20 protein-coding genes and 1 other annotated feature are annotated in these 21,974 nt (G+C 42.1%); of the genes, 14 read left to right on the top strand and 6 right to left on the bottom strand.

What is annotated here, in order from left to right:
- Positions 1–26 precede the first annotated feature (26 nt).
- Positions 27–1,334 carry a porin family protein gene (locus C5N92_RS03720; RefSeq protein ID WP_111749520.1) on the top strand — a complete coding sequence of 436 codons (1,308 nt, stop codon included), beginning with the start codon at positions 27–29 and terminating at the stop codon, positions 1,332–1,334.
- A 60-nt stretch (positions 1,335–1,394) separates the two neighbouring features.
- Positions 1,395–1,808 carry a DUF2251 domain-containing protein gene (locus C5N92_RS03715; RefSeq protein ID WP_111749519.1) on the top strand — a complete coding sequence of 138 codons (414 nt, stop codon included), beginning with the start codon at positions 1,395–1,397 and terminating at the stop codon, positions 1,806–1,808.
- 24 nt (positions 1,809–1,832) lie between these two features.
- Here C5N92_RS03715 and C5N92_RS03710 read toward each other — a convergent pair whose 3' ends face one another.
- From C5N92_RS03710 to C5N92_RS03695, 4 genes are all read right to left on the bottom strand, one after another.
- On the bottom strand, positions 1,833–2,591 hold the full coding sequence (locus C5N92_RS03710; protein WP_111749518.1) for an iron ABC transporter ATP-binding protein: 759 nt from the start codon (positions 2,589–2,591) through the stop codon (positions 1,833–1,835).
- Positions 2,588–3,532 carry an iron chelate uptake ABC transporter family permease subunit gene (locus tag C5N92_RS03705; RefSeq protein WP_111749517.1) on the bottom strand — a complete coding sequence of 315 codons (945 nt, stop codon included), beginning with the start codon at positions 3,530–3,532 and terminating at the stop codon, positions 2,588–2,590. The genes C5N92_RS03710 and C5N92_RS03705 overlap by 4 nt, the downstream gene beginning before the upstream one ends.
- Positions 3,522–4,478, bottom strand: coding sequence for an ABC transporter permease (locus tag C5N92_RS03700; RefSeq protein WP_111749621.1), 957 nt, complete (start codon positions 4,476–4,478; stop codon positions 3,522–3,524). Before C5N92_RS03700 ends, C5N92_RS03705 begins: the two co-directional genes overlap by 11 nt.
- 70 nt (positions 4,479–4,548) lie before the next feature.
- Complete coding sequence (locus C5N92_RS03695) at positions 4,549–5,451, bottom strand: siderophore ABC transporter substrate-binding protein (protein WP_111749516.1); 903 nt, start codon at positions 5,449–5,451, stop codon at positions 4,549–4,551.
- Positions 5,452–5,651: 200 nt separating this feature from the next.
- Here C5N92_RS03695 and adk point away from each other — a divergent pair, with 200 nt between their 5' ends.
- From adk to artM, 11 genes are all read left to right on the top strand, one after another.
- Positions 5,652–6,296, top strand: a complete 645-nt coding sequence (gene adk / locus C5N92_RS03690) for an adenylate kinase (protein ID WP_111749515.1) — start codon at positions 5,652–5,654, stop codon at positions 6,294–6,296.
- A gap of 152 nt (positions 6,297–6,448) precedes the next feature.
- Positions 6,449–6,580 (top strand) — a sequence feature (His leader region).
- Positions 6,581–6,608: 28 nt separating this feature from the next.
- Positions 6,609–8,204, top strand: a complete 1,596-nt coding sequence (locus C5N92_RS03685) for an ABC transporter substrate-binding protein (RefSeq protein WP_111749514.1) — start codon at positions 6,609–6,611, stop codon at positions 8,202–8,204.
- A 141-nt stretch (positions 8,205–8,345) separates the two neighbouring features.
- Positions 8,346–9,941, top strand: a complete 1,596-nt coding sequence (locus tag C5N92_RS03680) for an ABC transporter substrate-binding protein (RefSeq protein WP_111749513.1) — start codon at positions 8,346–8,348, stop codon at positions 9,939–9,941.
- 104 nt (positions 9,942–10,045) lie between these two features.
- Positions 10,046–11,050: an ABC transporter permease subunit gene (locus C5N92_RS03675; protein ID WP_111749512.1), complete on the top strand. Its 1,005-nt coding sequence runs from the start codon at positions 10,046–10,048 to the stop codon at positions 11,048–11,050.
- A gap of 283 nt (positions 11,051–11,333) precedes the next feature.
- Positions 11,334–12,227 (top strand): ABC transporter permease subunit, encoded by an 894-nt coding sequence (locus C5N92_RS03670; RefSeq protein WP_111749511.1) that lies wholly within the window; start codon positions 11,334–11,336, stop codon positions 12,225–12,227.
- Between the two features lie 9 nt (positions 12,228–12,236).
- Positions 12,237–13,214, top strand: coding sequence for a dipeptide ABC transporter ATP-binding protein (dppD, locus tag C5N92_RS03665; RefSeq protein WP_111749510.1), 978 nt, complete (start codon positions 12,237–12,239; stop codon positions 13,212–13,214).
- Between the two features lie 173 nt (positions 13,215–13,387).
- A complete protein-coding gene (locus C5N92_RS03660) occupies positions 13,388–14,368 on the top strand; it encodes a peptide ABC transporter ATP-binding protein (protein WP_111749509.1) in 981 nt (326 codons plus the stop codon).
- Positions 14,369–14,515: 147 nt separating this feature from the next.
- On the top strand, positions 14,516–15,250 hold the full coding sequence (gene artP, locus C5N92_RS03655) for an arginine ABC transporter ATP-binding protein ArtP (protein ID WP_111749508.1): 735 nt from the start codon (positions 14,516–14,518) through the stop codon (positions 15,248–15,250).
- Positions 15,251–15,281: 31 nt separating this feature from the next.
- A complete protein-coding gene (locus tag C5N92_RS03650; RefSeq protein ID WP_111749507.1) occupies positions 15,282–16,007 on the top strand; it encodes a transporter substrate-binding domain-containing protein in 726 nt (241 codons plus the stop codon).
- A 5-nt stretch (positions 16,008–16,012) separates the two neighbouring features.
- Positions 16,013–16,684 carry an arginine ABC transporter permease ArtQ gene (gene artQ / locus C5N92_RS03645; RefSeq protein WP_111749506.1) on the top strand — a complete coding sequence of 224 codons (672 nt, stop codon included), beginning with the start codon at positions 16,013–16,015 and terminating at the stop codon, positions 16,682–16,684.
- Positions 16,684–17,367, top strand: coding sequence for an arginine ABC transporter permease ArtM (artM, locus tag C5N92_RS03640; RefSeq protein WP_111749505.1), 684 nt, complete (start codon positions 16,684–16,686; stop codon positions 17,365–17,367). Before artQ ends, artM begins: the two co-directional genes overlap by 1 nt.
- A gap of 34 nt (positions 17,368–17,401) precedes the next feature.
- On the opposite strand, the gene nudC is transcribed toward artM, so the two are convergent.
- Positions 17,402–18,163 carry an NAD(+) diphosphatase gene (nudC, locus tag C5N92_RS03635; RefSeq protein ID WP_111749504.1) on the bottom strand — a complete coding sequence of 254 codons (762 nt, stop codon included), beginning with the start codon at positions 18,161–18,163 and terminating at the stop codon, positions 17,402–17,404.
- A gap of 190 nt (positions 18,164–18,353) precedes the next feature.
- On the opposite strand from nudC, the gene purD reads away from it, so the two are divergent.
- Positions 18,354–19,643: a phosphoribosylamine--glycine ligase gene (gene purD, locus C5N92_RS03630; protein ID WP_111749503.1), complete on the top strand. Its 1,290-nt coding sequence runs from the start codon at positions 18,354–18,356 to the stop codon at positions 19,641–19,643.
- Positions 19,644–19,679: 36 nt separating this feature from the next.
- On the opposite strand, the gene uvrD is transcribed toward purD, so the two are convergent.
- Positions 19,680–21,872, bottom strand: a complete 2,193-nt coding sequence (gene uvrD / locus C5N92_RS03625) for a DNA helicase II (protein WP_111749502.1) — start codon at positions 21,870–21,872, stop codon at positions 19,680–19,682.
- Between the last annotated feature and the right edge of the window lie 102 nt (positions 21,873–21,974).

The following is a 21,974-nucleotide window of genomic DNA, read 5'->3' as shown; positions in this document are numbered from 1 at the left end:
GCAGCTTTTCTTTTAAATCCATATCTATGCGTAAGCTTTTTTATTCTCTTTTCTTTTGTTCAACGTTTGCATTGGCTTCTTCTAATGGCTCAACTATCGCGTTAGATGAGCAACTCAAACTAGCGATTTATCAAAATAATGCAGAGCAAATTCAATCCTTTCTTTCTCAATATCAACAACAGGCACAGCAAGATCGCTTACTGATCTCTTATGCGGAAGCTAAACTGGCGAGTTTGCATCAAGATTACGCTCTTGCGATTCTGATTTATCGTGAAATGTTGAGTGAACATCCAGATCTAACTTCTATCCGAATGGAACTTGCCAAAGCGTTATTTGCCGACCGTCAAGATAGTGCAGCAAGATTGCAATTTGATAAGGTAAAAAGTGTTAAAAATTTGCCCGCTTCGGCTTATCAGCAGGTTAATCGTTATATTGATGCACTTAATTCACGTAATAATTGGCAGATTGATGCGAGTGTTTCCTATCTTAAAACAGATAACGTAGAAAATGTGTCATCTGCGGCAAGCATTGAAAACACGGGGTTTATCAAGGGAGAGAGAATGTTGCCGCAAAAGGCACGAGGCTTTTCCTATAATCTAAGTGTTAGCCGTGATGTAAATCTTATAGGTTCTCATTATATTGGTATAAGTAATGAAACTAATGGTAAGAGTTACTGGGACAATCATCAATTTGATGAGCTTTTTAATCGCACTTTTATCGGTTATTCCTACAAGAAAAATGATACAACATTTAGGCTACAACCTTTTTATGAAAAGCGTTGGTATGGTAGCGATGCATTTCATTGGTCCAATGGTATGGAAGTCAGTTACAGTTTTTGGCTTGCAAAAAATTGGCAAAATCAGACTGTTTTGGAATATGAAAAGCGATCTTTTTTCAAAGCTAATCCACAAGGTGGGGATATTAGAACTGCTTCTACGACAGTGATTTGGTATCGAAACCCAAAGCAATTGTTTTATATAGGATCTACATATTCACAACAACGTTTGCAAGAACAGCAATATAGTTCGGATATCAAAAATTTTCGGCTAGGTTGGTTGCAAGAATATGCTTGGGGAATTTCGACCAAGCTAAATTTATCCTATTCTCATCGTAAATTTAAAGATCAAGCTGTGTTAGGTGGTATTTTACCGTTGGGTAAAGTTCGAAAAGATGAAGCTTATGCCGTTTTTACTCAAGTATGGAAAAGAGATTGGCATTTGTGGGGAATTACGCCGAAACTGAATATAGAATGGAAAAAGCAAAAAAGTAATCTAGATAGTCTCTATTCTTATAAAATGCATAATATTACAGTGAGTTTTGAAAGAACGTTCTAATGAAAGTATGATCATAAATATGTTAAAATGATGAAAATTTTCAGCTAGAAAGGAATGCATATGCTCTATTCAGTCCTAAACGATCACATTACACTTGGTACACCCTATCGCAACGGTGCTCATTCTATCAAACACGAACATTTGGTTGTGATGTTTGAAGATGACGGCGAAACAGGTTATTTTTATGCGATGGATTTACATCAAGAAGCTCAGCCTGTGGTGGATAGCTTATTTGTTTATCGGGTGAGTGATGTCAAACCAGAAACCTTAAAAGAGCCACGCCGTTTTCAGATCTGTTGGTCAGAAGACGGTTATAAAGCCTTTTTGTTGCTGAATGATTATCCCCACGCGGTGTTTGATTTCCGTGAGTTTGTCGGCTACAACCACACCAAATTCCCAGAACCTGAACTCGGCAGTATGTGGCGACATAAAGAAACGACACAGGAACTGGTTGAAAAGTGGCTAGTTAGCTAATTAGTTAGTGAGCTAGCTAGTAAATTAGATATGGTGAATAACCATTGGCTTTCCTTGATGTTGAATCACTTCGGCATCAAGGTTAAAAATAGTTTTCAAGTTGGCTTGGGTGATGATCTGTTCTGGTGAGCCAACCATTAAAATGTTGCCGTCTTTCATCGCCACAATTTTGTCCGCATAAGCACTTGCCATATTAATGTCGTGAACGACCATTACCGTTGTTAATTTTAGCTCGTCCGTTAATTGACGCAGTAAACGCATCAATTCTCTTGCGTGGAACATATCCAAATTATTCAAAGGTTCGTCCAATAAAATATGGCTAGTCTGTTGGCAAAAAATCATTGCGATTAAGGCACGTTGGCGTTGCCCGCCAGAGAGTTCACTCAAATAGCGATTTGCCAACGACATCAAATCAAAACGTTTTAACGCATCTTGTACAATCGTTTTATCTTCCGCTGAAATTCTACCTTGATGATGTGGGTATCGCCCAAACATCAGTAAGTCTTGCACAGTAATACGGCTATGAATGGTATTTTCTTGCGTTAAAATCGCTAAATGTTGGGCAATTTTCCGTGATGCTGTTTGGGAAATATCCATTTCATCAAGCCAAATTTCCCCCTGCTGTATCTGTTGCAAGCGGGCGATCAGCGACAACAGTGTCGATTTTCCAGCTCCATTTGCCCCTACCAATGCGGTAATACCGCCATTTTCAATGGTTAAATCAATGTGATCTAAAATCGTTTCATCGCCTATTTTATGGCTAAGTTGCTCAATTTTAATCATCGTTTACTTTTCCTAAGTATTAAGTAAATAAAGACAATGCCCCCGACAAATTCAATCACAACGCTTAATACACCTTGCATTTTGATGATATGTTCAAAAATCACTTGCCCTAATACCAACGTGATCGTTGAGATAAAAAAGACGACAGGGAGACGAATTTGGTGATGTACTTTTGGGCTAATGGCATTGGTTATCGCACAGACCAATAAACCGAGAAACAAAATAGGTCCTACCAACGCCGTTGAGACGGAAACCAAAATGGCACAGCAAATCAATAATTGGCGTGAGAAGGCGAGATAGTTTACCCCTAAGCTCAAGGCATACTCTTTCCCTAAAAGCAGTACATCAAGTTGGTGGCGTTGTTTCCAAATCCAGAGAAAACTGATGATCGCAACGGCAATGCCAACATAAAGTAGCTCAATTTTGACGCTGTTAAAATTAGCAAAAGACGATGTTTGGGTGATCGCAAATTCATCAGGATCGATCATTCGCTGTAACAGATTATTCAAATTACGAAACAGTACGCCGAAAATCACACCGACAAGGATCATTCGGGAGAGATCGCTGTTGCCTTTGTTCAAGGTGGCAAAAAGTAGCAGTGAGCCGACCAACATTAGTCCTGCTTCAAAGAAAAATTTGTACAGGGTATCCAACTGGGTAAAGCCAATACCGCCGACAAAAAAGACTAGAGCTGTTTGAATAAGCAGATAGAGATAATCAAAGCCTAAAATGCTCGGGGTTAAAATAGGGTTGTGGGTAAGCGTTTGGAACAACAGGGTTGAAACGCCAATGGTATAACCGATCACAATCAACATCAGCAATTTTTTACTTCTAAAAGGCAAAACGAAGTCCCAATTCCCGTTGGCGTTGTAGCTCATAAACAGGCAACAAGAGAGCAGGAACAACCCACCAAGTAGCAATAGTAAGGTTTTAGCTCGCATAACGTTTCCCTTTAAAAAGCAGATAAAGGAAAATAATCGTGCCTAAAATCCCAAATACCGTTGAAATCGGAATTTCATACGGGGCATTTAACACACGCCCTAAAATATCGCAAGCCAATACGAGATTTGCCCCTAATAGCACCACTGCAGGTAAATTTTGGCGTAAGCGATCACCTGCCAAGCGAGAGATGATATTCGGCACAACCAAGCCAATAAAAGGAATTTGTCCCACCGTCACCACCACTAACGATGTAATCATCGCCACCACAATCAACGCAATCCAAGTGATTTGTCGATAATTAATACCAAGACTGGTGCTGATATTGCGACCAAGCCCCGCAATACTCAGCCTATCTGCGATGATATAAACGAAGATCGCCAATCCAACGGTTAGCCACAGCAGTTCGTAACGCCCAGACAACACGCCCGAAAAATCCCCCGAAGTCCAAATGCTAAGCATCTGTTGGCTGTTTGTTTCATAGGCAATAAAGGTAGCAATGGATTCAATCACATTGCCAAAAATAATGCCTATCAACGGAACCATTAACTGCTGTTGTGGTGGAAGTCGTTGAAGTAGCAACATAAAAATGCTCATACCAATTAACGCACTCAGTGTTGCGACCGACATTTTAAACAGCAGAGCCGTTGCAGGAAAATACAGGCTGACCAATAAAATCCCCAAGCCTGCACTTTGTGTCGCACCAATCAGGCTCGGATCAATAAATCGGTTTTTCAGAACAATTTGGATCACCATTCCCGCTATCGCAAGAGTTGCACCAACAAGCAACACCGCTAATGTGCGTGGCAGACGACTGATGAGTAGCACTTGCATCTGTTCAGGTGAGCTAAAGACACTTGACCAATGAAAATCCGCTACTCCCGTTGCCATACTGATAGGGCAGAGAATAAGAAGAATGAGAAAGTTAATTCGCGTTAGAGAAAACATAAGCATAAAGGAAACAAGCGGTCTGATTTGCAAAAAAATTTGCCGATCAGACCGCTTGATTTAAGGTGAACTATTTTTTCTCAAACGCTTGTTTGATTGTGGTTAAATCGGTTTTGATTTGCTCAACGCCACCTGGAGCAAGATAAGACGCACTGCTTAAATAGACAATGTTGCCATTTTTCCACGCCGTTGTTTGATGAATTAATTCATTATCCAACACTTCTTTAGCAGTTTTGCCCTCCTCGCCAATCGCCGCAATGCGATCTAGCACAAACAACCAATCAGGATTTAGTTTTTGAATGTATTCAAAGCTAATAGGCTGCCCGTGTCCTTTACCTTTTAATGACGAATCCGCAAGGGGAATACCTAAACTGTGATGGATCCAGCTTAAACGATAACCTGAACCAAAGGCAGAAACTTTACCGCCATTGACTAAAATGATTAGTCCATTGCCTTTACCTTTCACCGCCGCTTGTGTTTCTTTGTAAAGAGCACCAATTTCCGCTTTAAGTTGAGTCGCTTTTTCTTCTTTGCCAAACATCTTACCGAAACTATCGATACGCTGTAAGCCACTTTCAATCAATTTGTCGCCATTGTCAGTCATATCAATGGTTTTCGCTAATGCACTTACTTCATCAAATTTCTTCGCAGTACGCGTCCCAACGATAATCAAATCGGGTTTTAATTCATTTAAGGCTTCAAAATTGGGTTCAAACACGGTTCCAACAATTTTGGCATTTTCAAGGCTTGATTTCGTATAAGGTAACACTTTAGTAACATCTGCCACCCCGTCCATTTTCACCCCTAAGGCGTGCAATGTATCAATACTCCCCGTATCAAATACCGCAACTTTGGCAGGCGGAGCGGAAAGCATCACCTCTCCACGAGCGGTCGGAATAGTCACTTCTTTTGCAATCGCAGAAACCGCAAAAGATGCAATACAAGCGAGAGTTAAAAGGGATTTTTTTAGCATACTAATCTCCATATTGATAGGAATAATTATCAACTGTATTTTAACAAGATTTGTATTTTGTGCAAATAGATGAAATAGCTTTCATTTTGCCTTTTTTCTAAAAATCACCGCGTTATTTGCATAATCAATTTGCAATTTTTAGCAGTAATCGGTAAGGTTACGACTTAACTTCATTCTTTTATTTTTTAAGAGGTCTTGCTATGAAAATTATTCTTTTAGGTGCACCAGGTGCAGGAAAAGGAACACAAGCACAATTTATGATGAATAAATTTGGTATCCCACAAATCTCCACGGGAGATATGTTCCGTGCGGCGATTAAAGAAGGTACAGAGCTTGGTAAACAAGCGAAAGCGTTAATGGACGAAGGTAAATTAGTGCCTGATGAATTAACTGTTGCTTTAGTGAAAGATCGTATTTCACAACCGGATTGTGCAAATGGTTTCTTACTTGACGGTTTCCCACGCACCATTCCACAAGCGGATGCATTAAAAGAAGCAGGCGTGAAAATTGATTTCGTGCTTGAGTTTGATGTAGCAGATGAAGTGATTGTTGAGCGAATGAGCGGTCGTCGTGTACACCAACCTTCAGGTCGTACTTATCACGTGGTTTACAACCCACCAAAAGTGGAAGGTAAAGATGATGTAACAGGTGAAGATTTAATCATTCGTCAAGATGATAAACCTGAAACAGTCTTAGAGCGTTTAGCGATTTACCACAAACAAACTAAGCCATTAATTGCTTACTATACTGCAGAAGCAGAAGCGGGTAATACGCAGTACCACCGCTTAGATGGTACACAACCAGTTGAAGCTGTGAGTGCAGAGCTGAATAAAATTTTAGGCTAAATTGTAAAATAGCTATAAGATCTGACCGCTTGTCATAGACAAGCGGTTTTTTTATTCAAATTTTGCAAGAAAACCGTTTGCGTTCTAAAATGGCTTAGGATATAGTTCAAGATAGTTCATTTTGGAGTAGCTATGAAATTTATTCTTAACCATCATCACCACCATTTACCTGAATAATCTTTCGGGCATTTGGCGTGTTCGGAAGATAACTTCCGAGCGTGAAATGGCTACAACCAAATCTCAATTTCTACCCCTCGGAAGGCAACTTTCGAGGGGTTTCTTTTTATAATTCATTATTAACAAGGGCACAACATGAAAAAATTTGCAACATTAACTGCGTTAGCTTACTGTGTAGGTATCACTTCTCTTTATGCGAATGACAATAAAACCTTCACTTATTGTATTGAATCATCGCCTGCGTACTTAAATCCCCAAATTGGCACAGACGGTGCAACATTGGATGTTGGACAGGCGATTTATAACCGTCTTGTTGATTTTGAAGCAGGCACAACAAATCTTATTCCATCCCTAGCAGAACGTTGGGATATTAGTGTGGACGGTAAAAGTTATACCTTCTATTTACGCAAAGGTGTGAAATTCCACAGTAATAAAATGTTTACACCAAGCCGTGATTTTAATGCGGACGATGTTTTATTTTCGATAAATCGACAATTTGATCCAAATAATCCTTATTTCAATGTATCAGGCGGAAGCTATGAGTTTTTCTTCGGTATGGATATGCAAAATATCATTGATAAAGTAGAAAAAGTAGATGATTACACCGTCAAAATTAATTTGAAAAAGCCAAATGCTCCCTTCTTAGCAAATTTAGCGATGGACTTTGCCGCAATATTTTCTGCTGAATATGCGGATGCGATGTTAAAAGCGGGTACACCTGAAAAAGTGGATACTGCGCCAATCGGAACGGGTGCGTTCCAATTCCACTCTTATCAAAAAGATGCCAATGTGCGTTTTACTGCCTTTAACGACTATTGGCAAGGCAAAGCCAAAATTGATCGCCTGGTTTTCGCAGTCACGCCTGATGCTACAGTGCGTTTAGCAAAATTACAGCACAATGAATGTCAAGCAATGCCTTACCCAAATCCTGCCGATGTAAAAACATTACAAACGGATCCGAATATCACCGTGCTTGAAAAAGCAGGGATGAATATTGGCTACATCACTTTAAATCAACGTAAAGCCCCTTTTGATAACCAAAAAGTGCGTCAGGCTCTCAATTATGCGGTAAATAAAGCAGCAATTTTAGAATCGGTTTATCAAGGTGCAGGAAGTGTTGCAAAAAATCCGATGCCACCCACAATTTGGGGCTACAATGAAGAAATTAAGGACTACGACTATAATCCTGAAAAAGCCAAAGCTTTATTAAAAGAAGCGGGTTTTGAAAATGGTTTTGAAACAGAGCTTTGGGCAATGCCTGTCGCTCGCCCTTATAACCCAAATGCACGTCGTATGGCAGAAATGATTCAAGCTGATTGGGAAAAAGTGGGCATTAAAACAAAAATTGTCAGCTACGAATGGGGCGAATATCTTAAACGTATGGCAGACGGCGAACACAGTGCAGGAATGATGGGATGGACGGGAGATAATGGTGATCCTGATAATTTTCTAAATACATTACTGAGCTGTAATGCGGTCAAACAAGGTTCTAACTATGCAGGTTTCTGTAATAATGAATATGATAAGTTAGTGACTGAAGCTGCTCAAATCTCAGATAAAGAAAAACGAACAGCACTTTATCGTCAAGCTCAACAAATTGCAAAAGATCAAGCAGTATGGTTACCGATTGCACACTCAACTGTCTACTTCCCTATACGTAAAGAAATTAAAGGCTATGTACAAAGTCCATTTATGGCTCATAATTTTTACACAGTAGAATTTGTGAAGTAGTTAAAATTTTGTAAAAAAATAGTCAAAAAATACCATTTGCATAAAAAAAAGTATTGCGATTCATAAAAAAACTTGTATATTCCGAGTCATTGGGTTTGAAATTATCATCCCATATAACACAACATCTTTTGGAGTGAAACAATGAAAAAATTAACACAACTCTCTTTATTAGCTTTAGCAGTAGCGTCAGGCTCTGCAATGGCTGCACCGAAAACTTTCGTTTATTGTTTGGAAGCATCACCGTCTTACTTCAGCCCTGTGTTTGGTACTGACGGAGCAACGTTAGATGCGAGTGGACGTACTATTTTTAACAAATTGACTGATTTTAAAGAGGGAGAAACAACCGTTGTTCCTGATTTAGCAGAAAAATGGGACGTATCCGCAGACGGTAAAACCTACACTTTCCACTTGCGTAAAGGGGTGAAATTCCACACAACCAAAGATTTCAAACCGACCCGTGATTTTAATGCAGACGATGTGGTATTTTCCTTTAATCGTCAGTTAGATCCAAATCACCCGTATCACAAAGTATCAGGCGGTAACTATGAATACTTTGTTGGCATGGATATGCAAAATATCATTGATAAAGTGGAAAAAGTGGATGATTACACCGTTAAAATCAGCTTAAAAGCACCAAATGCACCATTCTTAGCAAATCTTGCGATGGACTTTGCGGCGATCTATTCAGCGGAATATGCTGATAAAATGTTAGCAGCGAAAACCCCTGAGAAGCTAGATAGTAACCCAGTGGGAACAGGTCCGTTCCAGTTTGTTGATTACCAAAAAGACTCAACCGTTCGCTATAAAGCCTTTGAAGATTATTGGAAAGGAAAAGCGAAAATTGACCGCTTGGTCTTCTCTATTACCCCTGATGCGTCTGTACGTTTAGCGAAATTACAAAAAGGCGAATGCCACGCAATGCCATATCCAAATCCAGCGGATATTGCGAAATTACAAGCGGATCCAAACATTGAAGTGTTAGAAAAACCAGGCTTGAACGTGGGTTACCTTGCATTGAATATGACTAAAGCACCATTGGATAACCAAAAAGTGCGTCAAGCGTTGAACCACGCTATCAACAAAGAAGCAATTGTTCAATCGGTTTATCAAGGCTTTGCACAAGTGGCGAAAAACCCAATGCCACCAACAATGTGGAGCTATAATGACGATGTGAAAGATTATGAATACAACCCTGAAAAAGCCAAAGCGTTGTTAAAAGAAGCGGGTTTTGAAAATGGTTTTGAGACAGAACTTTGGGCAATGCCAGTTTCTCGTCCATATAACCCAAATGCACGTCGTATGGCAGAAATTATCCAAGATGATTGGAAAAAAGTCGGCGTAAATGCGAAAATCGTCAGCTACGAATGGGGTGAATACTTAAAACGTTTACGCAACGGTGAAGCATCTACTTCAATGATCGGTTGGACAGGCGATAATGGCGACCCAGACAACTTCTTAAACACCTTATTAAGCTGCTCTGCATTAGAAGCTGGCTCTAACTATGCGAAATTCTGTTACAAACCGTTTAACGATTTAGTCACTCAAGCGGCACAAGAAACAGATCAAGCAAAACGTACGGAGCTTTACAAACAAGCTCAAGTAGTCTTTAAAGAGCAAGCCCCGTGGGTAACCATTGCACACTCAACCACTTACTTCCCAATTCGTAAGGAAGTGAAAGGTTATGTGGTCAGCCCATTTGGTTTACATAACTTCTATTCTGTAGATTTAGCGAAATAAGACAACATTGTAGGGTGGGTCTTGACCCACCTTTTAGTTTAAATAGTTTAAAGTTGTGGTGGGTCAAGACCCACCCTACCTATTGATAAACGCTGAGATATTTAATGTTTCAATTTATTCTTAAACGTATTTTGATGGTTATCCCAACCTTTATTGCGATAACCTTGATTACCTTTGCTTTAGTGCATTTAATTCCGGGGGATCCGATTGAGATTCGTATGGGCGAACGGGGCTTAACGCCAGAAGTTCACGCTCAAATGATGGCTCAACTCGGTTTAGACTTACCGTTACACGAACAGTATTTTAACTATATCAAAGGCGTGTTTCAGGGCGATTTAGGCAATTCGTTCCGTAATAATGAGCCAGTACTGAAAGAATTTTTTACCCTGTTTCCTGCAACCGTTGAGCTGGCATTTTTTGCATTGCTCTGGTCGCTTATTGCAGGGATTTTATTTGGCGTGATCGCCGCAGTGAAAAAAGAGTCGTGGCTTTCCCACGCCATTTCGTCCATTTCACTGACAGGCTATTCAATGCCGATTTTCTGGTGGGGCTTGATTTTAATTCTCTATTTCTCCACCCCATTAGGCTTACCAGCGTCAGGGCGTTTGCCGGCAGAATACTGGATCGAAGCAGAAACAGGCTTTATGTTGATCGATACGTGGAACTCGGACGAACCAGGTGCTTTTGTGGCGGCAATTAAGTCGCTGATTTTGCCTGCGATTGTATTAGGCACAATTCCCCTTGCGATAATCACCCGTATGACCCGTTCTTCTATGCTTGAAGTATTGGGTGAAGATTATATCCGCACCGCCAAAGCGAAAGGGTTGAACACCACTCGCATTGTGATTATTCACGCCTTGCGTAATGCCTTAATCCCTGTGGTGACAGTGGTCGGTTTGATTGTCGGACAGCTGTTATCAGGGGCTGTTCTAACCGAAAACATCTTCTCGTGGCCAGGTATCGGCAAATGGATTATTGATGCGATTAACTCACGAGATTACCCTGTGCTGCAAGGTTCGGTGTTGATTATTGCGACTTTGATTATTGTGGTGAATTTAACTGTCGATTTGATTTATGGCGTGGTGAATCCGCGTATTCGACATACTTAAAGAAATTTCCCCCTGAGGGAGCAATTCCCTTCCCCCGTTTACGGGAGGACAAATGCGATAGCATTTGAGCGTTGGCTTTGCCAACGACCCGTAGGGTGAGCGAAGCGAATAACGTGCCGAAGGCGGATGGGGGGATTGCAAACGAAGTTTGCAAGATTTTCTGTAAATTAGACCGCTTTTAGTTGCCCTAACGGGCAATCCCCCCACCCTAGCCCTCCCCCGCAAGCGGGGGGGGGGAAATGATGCGGGGGAAGTTTAATAGATATATTTGTTGGAGTAATAAATGTCTTCTCAAGTAGAAACAACCGCCCCAGTGCCATTAACGCCGTTGCAGGAATTTTGGTACTATTTTCGCCAAAACAAAGGGGCGGTGATTGGTTTAACTTTTATTGTGATCGTGGCATTTGTCTGCTTATTTGCAGAATTTATCGCCCCTTTCGATCCTATTGCTCAAAATCGCAGTGCCTTACTGCTACCGCCAGCGTGGTTTGACGGCGGAAATTCCGCCTATTTACTCGGAACTGACGACATCGGGCGTGATATTCTCTCTCGGATTATCTACGGGGCGAGATTATCTATTTTCATCGGCTTGTTGATCGTATTGATGTCTTGTGTGTTAGGCGTGATTTTAGGGCTTCTCGCAGGCTATTACGGCGGCAGTATCGACATCGTGATTATGCGTTTTGTCGATATTATGCTCGCTATTCCAAGCCTATTATTGACTATCGGTGTGGTGACGATCTTAGGTCCGTCCCTGATTAACGCAGCGATTGCGATTGCGGTGGTTTCCATTCCAAGCTATGTGCGTTTAACCCGTGCTTCCGTGTTAAGTGAAAAAAGTCGTGATTATGTGACCGCTTCCCGTGTGGCAGGGGCAGGCGTATGGCGTTTGATGTTTATCGTGATTTTGCCAAACTGTTTAGCACCGCTTATCGTGCAGATGACAATGGGGATCTCCAATGCGATTTTAGAGTTGGCAGCACTCGGCTTTTTAGGTATCGGTGCTCAACCACCAACGCCTGAACTCGGCACAATGTTGGCGGAGTCTCGTGGCTTTATGCAATCGGCAAACTGGTTAGTTACTATTCCAGGTTTAGCAATTTTATCGTTAGTGCTTGCCTTTAACTTAATGGGTGACGGCTTGCGTGACGCACTTGATCCAAAATTGAAACAGTAAGGGGACGAAATGGCATTATTAAAAGTAGATGAGCTTTCGGTTCACTTTGGCGATAAAAAAACGCCGTTTAGAGCGGTGGATCGAGTGAGTTATGAAATCAATGAAGGTGAAGTGCTTGGTATCGTAGGTGAATCGGGTTCGGGGAAATCAGTCAGTTCCCTTGCCATTATGGGATTGATTGATTTTCCAGGACGAGTAATGGCAAATTCATTGCGTTTTAACGGGCATAATTTGCTTGATTTAAAACCAAAAGAAAAGCAGAAAATTGTCGGTGCGGACGTGGCGATGATTTTCCAAGACGCAATGACCAGCCTAAACCCAAGTTATACGGTGGGTTATCAAATTATGGAAGCCTTGAAAGTACATCAAGGCGGCACAAAAGCGTGGCGGAAAGAGCGTGCGATTGAGTTGCTGACAATGGTTGGTATTCCTGATCCTACATCTCGTTTGGACGTGTATCCGCACCAACTTTCAGGCGGTATGAGCCAGCGTGTGATGATCGCAATGGCGATTGCGTGTAACCCGAAATTGTTGATTGCCGATGAACCAACAACGGCGTTAGACGTAACCATTCAAGCTCAAATTATCGACCTATTGCTTGAGCTACAACGCAAAGAGAATATGGCGTTGATTTTGATCACCCACGATTTAGCGTTGGTAGCAGAGTCGGCTCACCGCATTATCGTGATGTATGCAGGGCAAGTGGTGGAAGAAGGTAAATCAGAACAGATTTTCAAATCACCGCTTCATCCTTACACTCAAGCCTTGCTCAAAGCCTTGCCTGAGTTTGCGGAAGGCAAATCTCGCTTGCAGTCGCTACCGGGCGTTGTACCAGGCAAATACGACCGACCACAAGGCTGTTTGCTCAACCCACGCTGTCCGTATGCGACAGATCTGTGCCGACAAAAAGAGCCAGAGTTAAGAACAATCAACGGCAGACAGGTGAAATGCCATACGCCGTTGGGGGAGAATGGGTTGCCAAGTTGATGTAAATAAACTCACAAATTCCCTTATTCCCCCCTTTGAAAAAGGGGGGCTAGGGGGGATTTTAAAAAGATAGGTAAAATGCAGAGATTATAAATCCCCCTTAATCCCCCTTTTTCAAAGGGGGAAATGTTGGCAAAAGCTGTTTCAGGGGAAAAGATAGAGTTGGACTAAATATGCAAAACAACACCCAAAACCCACCGCTTCTCAATGCGGTGGATCTTAAAAAATACTACCCTGTGAAAAAGGGAATGTTCAGTAAGCCGAAACTCGTGAAAGCGGTGGACGGTGTGTCCTTTACCCTTGAACGTGGCAAAACCCTTGCCGTTGTGGGCGAGTCGGGTTGTGGGAAATCGACTTTAGGGCGAATGCTCACAATGATCGAACCACCAACGGAGGGAGAGTTATTTTACAACGGACAGAATTTTTTAGTTAGCGACAGCGAAACAGAAAAACTCCGCCGTAAAAAAATTCAGATTGTGTTCCAAAACCCTTATGCGTCACTCAATCCACGCAAAAAGGTCGGGGCGATTTTAGAAGAGCCGTTACTGATTAATACCGATTTATCGGCACAAGAACGCAAAGAGCAAGTGCTTGAAATGATGGCAAAAGTAGGCTTAAAACCTGAATTTTACGACCGCTATCCGCATATGTTTTCAGGCGGACAACGCCAGCGTATTGCGATTGCACGTGGTTTAATGCTCAAGCCCGATATTGTCGTGGCGGACGAACCTGTTTCGGCCCTTGACGTATCGGTACGAGCACAAGTGTTGAACTTGATGATGGATCTGCAAGAAGAACTCGGGCTGTCTTATGTGTTTATTTCACACGATTTGTCGGTGGTAGAGCATATTGCTGATGAAGTGATGGTGATGTATTTGGGGCGTTGTGTAGAACAAGGGGAAACCAAAGAAATTTTCGGCAACCCACGCCACCCTTACACCCAAGCTCTGCTTTCTGCGACACCACGTTTAGAAGCAGAACACCGCCGTGAGCGGATCAAACTCACGGGCGAACTACCAAGCCCACTCAACCCACCAAAAGGCTGTGCGTTCCACGCCCGTTGCCGTTTAGCCACCGAGCGTTGCAAACAAGAACGCCCAGAGCTGAAAGAGTATGAAAATGGCACTAAAATAGCGTGCTTTATGGTGGAATAAGCTCAAATGTAATATAAGCGGTCTGATTTTGTGAATTTTTGCAAATCAGACCGTTTTCTTTTCAAAAAATTTACAAAAACCGCTTGCATAGTTATGCAATAAAATTTAATATCTATTCAGTTTGAAAATGTTGATAGGAAGTAGTTAATGGCAATTCGCATTAGTAATGTCAATTTCTTTTATGGTTCGAGCCAAGCCTTGTTTGATATTAATTTGAACATTGAAAAAGGCGATACCGTTGTGTTGCTCGGGCCAAGTGGGGCTGGTAAAAGTACCTTAATTCGCACCTTAAATTTAATGGAAGTGCCGCAGTCGGGGCAGCTTGAAATTGCAAATCATAAGTTCGATCTTACCGCTAAAACAGATGCTAAACAGGTGGCGTTATTGCGTAAAGAAGTGGGAATGGTGTTTCAGCAGTATCATTTATGGCCACATTTAAGCGTAATGCAAAATTTGATTGAAGCCCCGATGAAAGTGTTGGGATTAAGCAAAGAACAATCGGTCGAAAGAGCGAAAAGTTTGCTAGCTCGTTTGCAATTAACTGCCTTTGCCGAGCGTTTTCCGTTGCAACTTTCGGGCGGTCAGCAACAACGTGTGGCGATTGCTAGAGCCTTGATGATGCAGCCAGAAGTGTTGTTGTTTGATGAACCTACGGCGGCATTAGATCCTGAAATTACTGCTCAAGTAGTTGATATTATTAAGGAATTACAACAAACGGGGATCACCCAAGTGATTGTTACCCACGAAGTCTCTGTGGCTCGTAAAGTGGCAACCAAAGTGGTCTATATGGAACAGGGCAAAATTGTGGAAATGGGTGATGCGAGCTGTTTTGAGCAGCCAAAAACCGCACAATTTGCTCAATATCTTTCACATTCAGATTAACACAACATCATATAATTAATAGGAGTTCACTATGAAAAAATTACTTTTAGCAACTGTTTTAGCTGCAACCGCTGTTTCTGCTTATGCGAACGACAAAATTACTTTCGCAATGGAACCAAGCTATCCGCCATTTGAGCAAACCAATGAAAAAGGGGAAATTGTTGGTTTTGATGTAGATATTGCGAATGCGATCTGTAAGGAAGTTCAAGCGACTTGTGAGTTCAAAGCTCAAGCCTTTGATGCGTTAATCCCAAGCCTAATCAAAGGTCGTGGCGGTTTTGATGCAGCGATTTCTGCTATTGATATTACCGAAGCGCGTGCAAAACAGGTGGCGTTTTCTGCTCCATACTATGAAAGTTCAGCAAGCTACATTGCGTTAAACGGTAAGGATTTAGCAGCGGCAAAAACAGTAGGCGTACAAAATGGTACAACCTATCAACAATATGCCACAGCGGAAGCGAAACAGTATCAAGCAAAATCTTATGCAAGTTTACAAGATGCGATTTTGGACTTAAAAAATGGACGTATTGATTTAATTTTCGGCGACACTGATGTGTTAAGAGATATGTTAAGCAAAACCCCTGAAGCTCAATTTGTTGGCGAAAAAGTCACCGACAAGCGTTACTTCAATAATGGTTTAGGCATTGCAGTGAAAAAATCAAACACGGAATTAGTGGAAAAATTAAATAAAGGTATTGCTGCGATCAAAGCAAGCGGTGAGTACCAAAAAATTTATGACAAATGGATGACTAAATAATCATTATGTTTTTGGATTATCTTCCTTTACTTTATTCAGCAACCCTAATGACCTTAGGGTTGGCTGTTTGTTCTTTACTGCTCGGGTTGCTACTTGCTATTCTGTTTGTGGTGTTGGAAACGCACAAATGGGCAGCGGTACGCAAGCCGACCACAGTTGTCGTTGCCCTGTTGCGTGGCTTGCCTGAAATTTTGGTGGTCTTTTTAATCTACTTTGGCGCGCCTGAAGTGCTTGAAATCATCACGGGCGAATATGTTGAACTGGGGGCGTTTGGCTGTGGCGTAGTGGCGTTGTCGATTATTTTTGCATCTTATGCGTCTCAATCCTTACGTGGTGCTATTCAAGCGATCCCATTAGGACAATGGGAGTCGGGGGCGGCACTCGGTTTAAGTCGTGGTTATACCTTTGTCAATATTGTGATGCCACAAGTTTGGCGACACGCTTTACCAGGTTTGAGCAATCAATGGCTTGTATTGTTGAAAGACACTGCGTTGGTTTCGCTTATCGGCGTACACGACATTATGCGTCAGACCGAATTGATTAATACCAGCACACATCAGCCTTTTACTTGGTATGGAACCGCCGCATTAATTTACCTTGCAGTAACCTTAGTGAGCCAAGTGATTATTCGCAAACTTGAGCTACGATTCACCCGCTTTGAAAGGGGAGGTAAATAATGTTGCAAGAATACTTTATGGTGATCGCACAAGGGATCCCAACCAGTTTATTGCTCACCTTTGTTTCGCTGATTGTGGCATTTTTCCTTGCCGTTGGAATGACATTCCTACTCTCAATGGAAAATCGCCTAGTGAAAGGGGCGGTAAACGGCTTTTTAACCCTGTTTACAGGCACGCCGTTATTAGTGCAGTTTTTCTTAATTTACGCAGGTCCAGGACAATTCCAATGGATTGTTGCTAGCCCGTTGTGGTCGCTGTTATCTGATGCGTGGTTCTGTGCAATGCTCACTCTTGCCTTAAACAGTGCCGCTTACACCACCTTGCTCTTTCACGGTGCAGTTAAAGCAATACCAAAAGGGCAGTGGGAAACCTGTGCAGCCTTAGGATTAAGCAGATTACAAACGTTGAAAATCTTAATCCCTTACGCATTAAAACGGGCATTACCGTCTTATAGCAACGAAATTATTTTAGTGTTCAAAGGAACGTCTCTAGCTTCAACCATTACCATTATGGATATTATGGGCTATGCTCGCCAACTTTACGGCACAGAGTATGACGCTTTAACCATCTACGGTTTAGCTGGAGCAATCTATTTGGTAATCACTGGTATTATGACTGTGATTTTGCGTAAAGTAGAACGTAAAGTGCTTTCATTTGAACGACTAGAAGCAGAAAAAGCATAAATTTTTAAAAGAGCAACGTCGAAGTTGCTCTTTTTTATGCTTGTTTACACAGCTCTAGCGTTGCTTGAATTAGCTTTAACGCAATTGTCCCTTCGGGCGGTAATTCAGGCAAAGGCTCATCGCAGTCAAACCATTTCGCATCAAAAATCTCTTCTTCCTGCAAAACAATTTCACCACTCTCATAATCAGCTAAAAAACCAAGCATTAACGAATTAGGAAATGCCCAAGGTTGGCTACCAAAATAACGAATATTTTTAATGTTGATTTTACTTTCTTCCCACACTTCCCGATGTACTGCATCTTCAACGGTTTCACCGGCTTCGACAAATCCAGCTAACGTCGTGTAAATCGTGCCTTTATGGCGTAAATGATTCGCTAATAAAATCTTTCTACCACGTCTTACCGCAACAATAATTGACGGGCTAATCGTTGGATAGATTCGGTTATGGCAAGAAGGGCAGTGCAAAGCAAGTTCATTTTCTGCCATTTTAAAGGGTGTTGCACATTTACCACAGTAACGATGGGTATTTAAAAAATGGTTAAGTGAAACGGCTCTGTGAAGTAAGTTTAGGATTGGCTCTTCACGAAAAAGTTGAGTGCGTAGATTAACAAATTCCCTGTGATTATCTTGAGCATCAGCTTGTACAAGTAAAACAGGCTTCTGCTGATATTGCCCTACTTCAATAAAAGGGCGATTCTCTATTCCAAATTGGCTAGCCTTGCCAAAAGGGATTTCATTATCAACAAGATAGAGTTCGAAATCACGGACTAAAACCCAATAAGCTACTTGTGTCATTATATTTTCCTTCTTGTAGATTCTGATGAAATTATAAGATAAAACACAGTTTTGTAGTTTTTTTCTTTTAGCTTGGAGATAAATCCGTTAAAATGCGCAAACGTTTGCGTTGTTTTTTTTCATAAGCTGTAAGCGGTCAGATTTTGCTAATTTTTTGCAAGATAGCCTATTTCACAGATGAGGTATTCAGATGAACATTTTAATTATCGGAAATGGCGGGCGTGAGCATGCGCTTGCTTGGAAAGTACGCCAATCGCCTTTGGCTGATAACGTTTTTGTTGCACCAGGTAATGCAGGCACAGCCACAGAGCAAGGCATTGAAAATGTGGCGATTTCTGCGACAGATGTGAAGGCATTAGTAGATTTTGCAAAACAGAACAGCATTGGATTAACCATTGTTGGCCCTGAAGCACCGTTAGTGATCGGCGTGGTGGATGCATTTCGTGCTGCAGGATTAACCATTTTCGGACCGACTCAAGCCGCCGCCCAATTGGAAGGCTCAAAAGCCTTTACCAAAGATTTCCTTGCTCGTCATCGTATTCCGACTGCTGAATATCAAAACTTTACCGAAGTCGAACCTGCATTAGCTTATTTGCGTGAAAAAGGCGCACCGATTGTGATTAAAGCGGACGGCTTAGCCGCAGGTAAAGGCGTGATTGTGGCGATGACGTTAGCGGAAGCGGAAGATGCCGTGAAAGATATGCTTTCAGGCAATGCTTTTGGAGAAGCGGGTAGCCGTGTGGTGATTGAAGAATTTTTAGACGGTGAAGAAGCGAGTTTTATCGTGATGGTGGACGGTAAAAATGTTGAGCCAATGGCAACGAGCCAAGATCATAAACGTGTCGGAGAGGGCGATCAAGGTTTAAATACAGGTGGAATGGGCGCTTATTCCCCTGCACCTGTAGTGACTGCAGAGATTCACCAACGTGTGATGGAACAAATTATTTATCCAACTGTGCGTGGTATGGCGAGTGAAAATAATGAATACACAGGTTTTCTCTACGCAGGCTTGATGATTATGCCAAACGGTCAGCCGAAGGTGATCGAATTTAACTGCCGTTTTGGTGATCCTGAAACGCAGCCGATCATGATGCGCTTGCAATCAGATTTAGTCGAACTCTGTTTAAAAGCTTGTGACGGCAAATTACACGAAATGCAATCAAAATGGTGCGAACAGGCAGCATTAGGGATTGTTTTAGCGGCAGAAGGCTACCCAGGCGATTATCGCAAAGGCGATGAAATCAGTGGCATTCCGACAGAAAACCGACAAGACGAAAAAGTGTTCCTTGCTGGTGTTGAGCAGAAAGATGGTAAGTTGCTTACAAACGGCGGACGTGTGCTTTGTACAACAGCATTAGGTTCTAGCGTATTTGAGGCTCAACAAAAAGCGTTAAAATTAGCGGAACAGATTCAATGGCAGGGCAGATTCTATCGTCGTGATATTGGTTATCGCGCTGTGGAAAGAGAAAACCAAGCCTAATGAAATAAGCCGAGTAGTTAACTCGGCTTATTTGTTTTATATTCTTTCTAATTTCGCCACTTTGGCAATCAACCACTTAATCCCTTGTTGTACAAAGGCAATTTGTAAGCGTGTCTGTTCGCCACTGCCCTCTACATTGATAATGGTACCTTGCCCGAATTTTTCGTGGCGGACTTTTTGCCCCATTTTCCATACGTTGCCGTCGTCAATACAAGCGGTTGATTTAGCTTGTGGTTTTGCAAATGTAGCAACGCTGGCTGGGCGGTTGATATTGCCACGCAGACGCACTTCTCGAATATGTTCTTCGGGCAACTCGCCGATAAAACGAGACGGCAGATGTCGTTCTTCTTTGCCGTATAATCGGCGACTTTCGGCGTAGCTGATTGTGAGTTTTTTCTTCGCTCGGGTAATGCCAACATAAGCAAGGCGGCGTTCTTCTTGCAAACGACCTTCATCAAAGCTCATTCCGCTCGGGAAAATCCCTTCTTCCACACCGACAATAAATACGCGTGGAAACTCCAAGCCTTTTGCTGAGTGTAGCGTCATCAGTTCTACATAATCTTGATGTGGCGATGCTTGCGTTTCACCTGCTTCAAGGCTTGCGTGGGTTAAGAAAGCGGTCAGATCCGTCATTTCATCTGCTTCGTCAGGCTTCACAAACTGGCGTGCGGCGGTGACTAACTCTTCCAAGTTTTCGATCCGCACTTCGCCTTTCTCGCCTTTTTCTTGCTTATACATTTCATATAGCCCCGATTTTTTAATCACAAAATCGGTCTGCTCAAACAGGGGCATCTGCTCCGTTTCTTGCTCAAGGGCGTTAATCAATTCAACAAAACGAAGCAAGGCAGACGCTGCTCGCCCCGAAAGTTGTTCTTCTTGAATAGCCACTTGAATGGCTTGCCACAGAGTGATTTGGCGAGTACGAGTGAGCTGGCGTAATGTGTCCAAAGTGCGATCCCCAATCGCTCGTGGCGGCGTATTGACCACACGCTCAAAGGAGGCATCATCTTGGCGGTTGGCAATCAAACGCAAATAGGCAAGGGCATCTTTGATCTCTTGACGTTCAAAGAACCGCATTCCACCGTAAATACGATAGGGAATGTTGGCTTGAATTAAAGCTTCTTCAACCACCCGAGACTGTGCATTGCTTCGATACAGCACGGCACATTGATTGAGATCGCCCTCATCTTCTTTCCACTGTTTAATTTGCGATGCGACAAAGCGAGCCTCGTCTAACTCATTGAAAGCACAATAAATATCAACAGGATCGCCATCGCCTTTGTCTGTCCAAAGGTTTTTTCCAAGACGGTTGTCGTTATTGGCAATCAGCTCATTTGCGGCATTTAAAATATGCCCTGTTGAGCGGTAATTTTGTTCAAGACGAATGGTTTGAGCTTGGTGATAATCCGTTAAGAAACGTTGAATATTTTCCACTTGCGCCCCACGCCAGCCGTAAATCGACTGATCGTCATCTCCAACAATCATCACTTTTCCCGTATTACCTGCTAACAAGCGGATTAAATCATATTGAATGTTGTTGGTATCCTGAAACTCGTCAATCAAAATATGCTGAAAACGTTGTTGATAACGTTGTAAAATCAATGGGTTATATTTGAACAATTCATAAGAACGGATAAGCAATTCGGCAAAATCCAACAAACCTGCACGGTCGCATGCTTCTTGATAGATTTGATAAATTTGCACCAGTTTTTGCGAATGGAGATCATCGTGGCTCTTCTTCAAATCTTTGGCACGCAAGCCTTGATCTTTTTGGGCATTGATAAACCACGCCACCTGTTTTGGCGGAAACTGTTTTTCATCTAAATTATGGAGTTTCAACAGGCGTTTGATTAGGCGTTGCTGATCTTCCGTATCCATAATCTGAAAATCTTGCGGAAGATTGGCATCAAGATAATGGGCGCGTAACAAGCGGTTAGCAATGCTGTGGAAAGTCCCAACCCACATACCAAACAGGCGATGATCGCTTGCTTGAGCTAGGGTATATTCAATACGATGACGCATTTCGGTTGCAGCTTTGTTGGTAAAGGTTACCGCAAGGATATTCGATTCAGCGACATTTTCCACGCCGATCAACCACGCAATACGATGTGTCAGCACCCGTGTTTTGCCACTACCAGCCCCCGCCAGTACCAAATAGTTACCAATCGGGGCTGCCACCGCTTCTCGCTGTTTGTCGTTTAAGCCATCAAGTAGTAAAGAAAAATCCATCACTGCCTCTTTATGTGATTTTATACAGTAAATGGAGTTATTATAGCGTACAAGCGGTAAGATTTGTCGGATTTTTTACAAAAAATTAATAAAACATTTAAA

The organism is Glaesserella australis, from assembly GCF_003260095.1.
Lineage (GTDB): Bacteria > Pseudomonadota > Gammaproteobacteria > Enterobacterales > Pasteurellaceae > Glaesserella > Glaesserella australis.
The sequence above is the reverse complement of the archived record's forward strand: the minus strand, read 5'-3'. Positions and strand labels throughout refer to the sequence as shown.